The 5,281-nt window shown below is 54.9% G+C and carries 4 protein-coding genes; 1 reads left to right on the forward strand and 3 read right to left on the reverse strand.

The genetic code is table 11. The annotated features are described in order from the left end of the window. Positions 1 to 407 precede the first annotated feature (407 nt). From PG881_RS23625 to PG881_RS23635, 3 genes are all read right to left on the reverse strand, one after another. Complete coding sequence (locus tag PG881_RS23625) at positions 408 to 806, reverse strand: hypothetical protein (protein ID WP_005301849.1); 399 nt, start codon at positions 804 to 806, stop codon at positions 408 to 410. An 81-nt stretch (positions 807 to 887) separates the two neighbouring features. Next, positions 888 to 3,032, reverse strand: a complete 2,145-nt coding sequence (fdhF, locus tag PG881_RS23630) for a formate dehydrogenase subunit alpha (protein WP_194760073.1) — start codon at positions 3,030 to 3,032, stop codon at positions 888 to 890. Between the two features lie 46 nt (positions 3,033 to 3,078). Beyond that, entirely contained in the window at positions 3,079 to 3,678 is a 600-nt protein-coding gene (locus tag PG881_RS23635) for a 4Fe-4S binding protein (RefSeq protein ID WP_270803261.1), read from the reverse strand. A gap of 660 nt (positions 3,679 to 4,338) precedes the next feature. Between PG881_RS23635 and PG881_RS23640 the strand changes: the two genes are divergently transcribed. Next, positions 4,339 to 5,232 (forward strand): hypothetical protein, encoded by an 894-nt coding sequence (locus tag PG881_RS23640; RefSeq protein ID WP_270803263.1) that lies wholly within the window; start codon positions 4,339 to 4,341, stop codon positions 5,230 to 5,232. The last annotated feature ends 49 nt before the right edge of the window (positions 5,233 to 5,281 follow it).

Genomic DNA, 5,281 nt, shown 5'->3' on the forward strand with positions numbered 1-5,281 from the left:
CATGATGAACCCTGTTCCATGGCTCCAGATGACAAACATGATCTCATATCAGGGACTTGTTCGCACCTTCCCTAGATGGGTACCCTTGCCGGCCAATTGCAGCACGGCAACAACGGTAAACAATGCATCAGCCATCGCAGTCAGATGTTATAATTAATTTTTAAAAACTTAACGCTTAATTATAAAAACTAACATGCAGCGAAATAGCATCGCGCAGATTATCGCAGGATGGCTGGCATAATAAGTTAGCCCCATCCCCATTACAACCAAGCCGGCCCTGGCACATATTACAGCTCCGTCAGCGGATATTTCCCGCCACGCCCAAATATGGCTTCACTATCGCCGTCATTCGCCGCATATCGCCACCAACTGGCCCATCCTCTGCCCCTGTTGCCGCTGTCGCAGGCTCATGAGGAGAGCAGCCGGTAGTTGTGCAGTTTCAGCCCGCCGAAGATGAAGGCGGCCGAAAAGAGCTGAAGCCCCAGCAATAACCCACTGATATTGTCAGCTATTTCCACTGACACCACCCGATGGGTGAGATAGACCCCGAGCCCCAGCACGCCCGCCAGCAGGCAGTTGACCAGGGTGGTGGAGAGAAAGGCGATGAGCCAAGCCGCCTGCACGCTCAATGCCGCCAGCACGGCGCTCATGGCGATGCGCGCGGCGATAAAACAGCCGAAGAAGGCAAACCCCAGCAGAAATATCAATTCGTCGTGCCATAGAAAACACCCAATCCCTAACAACATCACCAGCAAATAAGCGGAGACATAAAAGATCCCGAACGAAAGATTTAATTCATTTTTCATGATGGACACCTGCCAGCTGAAAAAAGGATGAGCGGATCCAGGCCCTGTATACAGAGCCTGGATCCACTTTATTAACGACGATTACCCTTTGGCGGCGCTGCGCAATTTCGCCTTGAGCGCGCTGTATTCAGTCTGGACGTACACTTCCGCCCCCGGCTGATCCTCGATACGCTCAATTTTCACTGCGCAGTACTTGTACTCCGGCGTGTAGGAGACGGGGTCCACGTGCTCGATGGTGAGCTCGTTACAGGCCCCGATCCACCACTGGTAGGTCATGTAGACCACCCCGGCGTTGACCCGCTCGTTGTAGTTGGCCCGAGTGATCACCTTGCCACGACGCGACGAGATCCAGACCAGCGCCTGATCCTTCACCCCGAGCTTCTTGGCATCGCTCGGGTGGATCTGCACATAGCCAGGTTCATCGGCCAGGGTCTGCAACGCCGAGCAGTTGCCGGTCATGGAGCGGCAGGAGTAGTGGCCGACTTCACGCACGGTGGAGAGCACCAGCGGGTACTCGGCACAGGGCTGCTCCAGCGGCGGCCGCCACTCGGAGGCGATCAGCTGGCCCTTGCCGCTCGGGGTGGTGAACACGTTCCCCTCGAACAGGGTGCTGGTGCCCGGGTGATCCTCGGTCGGACAGGGCCACTGCACGCTCTTGAGATCGGCCATCTTGTCGTAGCTGACCCCGGCGTAGAGCGGGCAGAGTCCGCGCAGCTCGTCCCAGATCTGCTCGGTGTCGCGATACTCCATGGGATACCCCATGGCGGTCGCCATCAGCGAGAAGATGGCCCAGTCCGGCTTCACGTTGTCCGGCGGCGTCACTGCCTTGTAGAAGCGCTGGAAGCCGCGATCCGCCGAGCTGTAGACCCCCTCGTGCTCGCCCCAACTGGTGGCGGGCAAAATGACGTCCGCCATCTCGGCGGTCTGGGTCATGAAGATATCCTGCACGATCACCAGCTCCATCCCCGCTAGGGTACGGCGGAACTGACCGAGATCGGCCTCGGTCTGGGCCGGATCTTCCCCGAAGATGTAGAAGGCCTTGCACTTGCCCTCCTCCACCTTGTGACCCAGCTCGGTCAGCCGATAGCCGGGTTTCTGGGAAAGCGACTCCACGCCCCACGCCTTGGCAAACTTGGCGCTGATGGCGGGATCGGCCACCGACTGATAACCCGGGAACTGGTGCGGCAGCATCCCCATGTCGCAGGTGCCCTGCACGTTGTTCTGACCGCGCACCGGCCCGCAGCCGGTGCCACGGCGACCAAAGTTGCCGGTCAGCAGCGCAATCCCCGCGAGCCCCTTGACCACGTCCACCGCCTGACCGTACTGGGTCACCCCCATGCCCCACAGGATCATGGAAGCAGGCGATGCGGCATAGGTGCGAATGGCGGCGCGGATATCGGCGGCCTTGAGGCCGGTGATCCCTTCCACGTATTCCGGGGTGTACTTGGCGACCGTGGCCTTGAAGGTGTCGAACCCTTCGGTGTAGTTGGCGACGAACGCCTTGTTGTAGAGCCCTTCATTGATCAAGACGTTGGCGAAGGCGTTGACCAGCGCCATGTTGGAACCGTTTTTGAGCGGCAGCCACTGATCGGCGATGCGGGCGGTCTCCACCATGCGGGGATCACACACAATCACCTTGGCCCCGTTTGCCTTCGCCTTGAGGATATGGCGGGCGACGATGGGGTGAGAGTCAGCAGCGTTGTAACCAAACACCAGCAGGCACTTGGTCTCTTGAATTTCGGGAATGGCGTTGCTCATGGCGCCGTTGCCTACTGTTGTCTCCAGACCGGAGACTGAGGGTGCGTGTCACACCCTCGCGCAGTGATCGACGTTGTTCGTCCCCAGCACAGCGCGGGCAAATTTCTGCATCACATAGTTGGCTTCATTGCCGGGGCCACGGGCAGAGCCGGTGGTCATGATGGCGTCCGGGCCATATTTTGCCTTGATGGCCGAGAGACGGCTGCTGGCGAACTCGATGGCTTCGTCCCAGGAGACGGCTTCGAGCTTGCCACCGCGCTCGCGGCGGATCATCGGGCTCTTGAGGCGGGGGGTCAGCAGGTTGGTGTCGTTCAAGAAATCCCAACCGTAATAGCCCTTGAGGCAGAGCTGCCCCTCGTTGGTCCGGCCGTTGGCGCCTTCGGCCCCCACCACCTTGTCGTTTTCAACCAGCAGGTTGATTTTGCAACCGGTGCCGCAATAGGGGCACACGGTAATGACTTTTTTCATGACTCACACTCTTGTTTGTTAACGAAAAACGGCTCGGCAAGCCCGTTCACACCCGCGCCGGCATCGCCAGCAGGGCCTCGGCACTGGCCAGCTGCTTCTGCCGGTTCAGGGTGTCAAGGTGGGCCGGCGTGACCAGCCGCAGCGCCTGGGTCGGACACACCTCGACACAGGCCGGGCCCGCCTCGCGGTGCTGGCAGAGATCGCACTTGAGCGCCTGCGCCTTGGTCTGCGGCCGCTTGAAGAGCGAATCGGCCGTGGGGGCCACCTCTTTCACCACCACCGCCATGGCACCGTAAGGACAGGCCACCACGCAAGACTTGCAGCCGATGCAGCGCGCCTGCAGCACCTTGACGCAGCCATCCTCGGTGACGATGGCGTTGTTGGGGCAGGCCATGGCGCACGGCTTGTCTTCACACTGGCGGCAGAGCACCGGCGTGGTCACCTTGCTGCCCACGATCACCTTCAGGCGCGGCTGAAAATGGCTGTCCTTGGAGACCAGATGTCCATCCTCGATGGCAAGATGCAGGCCGCCCTCCCGCTTAAGGGTCCCGCTGCAGGACCCTGACTGGTGTGAAACGGCGCAGGCCACCTCACAGGTACGACACCCAATACAGAGACTGGGATCTGCAATCACGAAGCTGTTCATAGAGAGGGATCCTAAATGGTTCGTTACACCCGACCGCCCTCACCCACCAGGCAGGCGACAATGCGGTCTGCCCCCACAAAGCATTTATCAGACCAACACCGGCAGATGGCACGTCATAAAATCACAAGCATATGAAAATAAAGAGATAATCTGGATGATAAAGGCGGTATTAGTCGCAACTGACGAGGGTGACGAAGGGGCCGGCCTTCTGATCGACATGACAAAAGTGACGAGGTCGACACTGGCTGGCAGCCCCTGCTCCAACCACTTTACGGAACAGACCAGAGGGATTTAGAGCAAGGATCGGACACCATAAACCACGCAAGCAAAGGGACGAAATCCGGGGAGGCAAGCAAAGAGCCAAAAGTAGGATGGGCAGCATACAGAGGCAGCTAGGGAGAACGGCAAGTTGTTTGGTTTTGCTATCGGGCTGGTAAGTCATCATCAAGCCAAACCGAAAAAAATAGGCCACTTATTGACTGATTTGTTGAGCCAGAGCGGGTTTTAGGCCCCTGCCCCTTCAGTTTTCTATCCCTCTGATTAATATGTGCCAGTTGGCAACCAGCTCTATTAAGCAATAAAAATTGTAGGCTTGGCTATCTAACTATTTAGTTTTATTAAGCCTGGTTTTATCTTCACCACACTTGCGAGGATACGAAGTTGGGTAAAAAGAAACATAAAAAAGTAAAGTATGACTTAGTTAAAACTCTAAGATATCAGGCGTTCCCTCCCGAGTATGAAGATTTAACTAGACGGCTCTATAGTAAAGCGTGTCAAGGTTCGAGTCATCTATGGGAAAAAATACCAAATATAGATACACTAAGAAATGATGAGGAACTTAGAAAACAATTCTACAGTTCTGCCAATCAGGGGATGATGTCAGCTCAAGATGATATTATCGACATTGTTCTGAGCGGAGAAAAAATCGACGCGCCCAAAGAGCTAATAATCAGGGGCATAGCGGATGCAATAGCGTGGCAATTATTGGGAAATCAACTTGCTTATGCGAGGAGGTTTTTCAAGGCCATACCTCAGCCAGATCTATACAACAGTAATTTTAAGTCAGTGGTATTTGCGGCTAAAGAATCATTAAAAGAAAAACCAGATACCGTATCATTAATATCTGACTTGACCTCATTTATCCAAATTGGAGATTTACTCGAGTGCGCTCCAAACAAAGGGTTAAAAATAGTAGAAGTTAAAGAGGGGGAAATGAACGCCAAAATTGGTAATTTTATGGACTTCTATATGCATTCTCAATGTGATCAAGCCCTACACTATTTTGCCCAACAAGAGGGCGAGCAAGCGATTAAACAACTTCAGCGCATGTTTCGCCAGATGAATAGAATGTTATATGTTACATCAGTCCTCAGCACTGGAAATGGTATCGACCCAGATACAAATGAACAAGTGAAAATTCCGGAGCCGTTCTTTCCTATTGAAACTTGGGATAACCAACTTACTCATACCTTAAATAAAGCACATGACAAAGGATGGGCTATAGATGTCATTGATAACTGCTTATTTTTAGGGAAGGTGCGAACAAGTCCCTGATATGAGATCATGTTTGTCATCTGGAGCCATGGAACAGGGTTCATCATGA

The sequence above is a fragment of the Aeromonas sp. QDB54 genome (genome assembly GCF_027707385.1).
In the GTDB taxonomy this organism is placed as follows: domain Bacteria; phylum Pseudomonadota; class Gammaproteobacteria; order Enterobacterales; family Aeromonadaceae; genus Aeromonas; species Aeromonas hydrophila.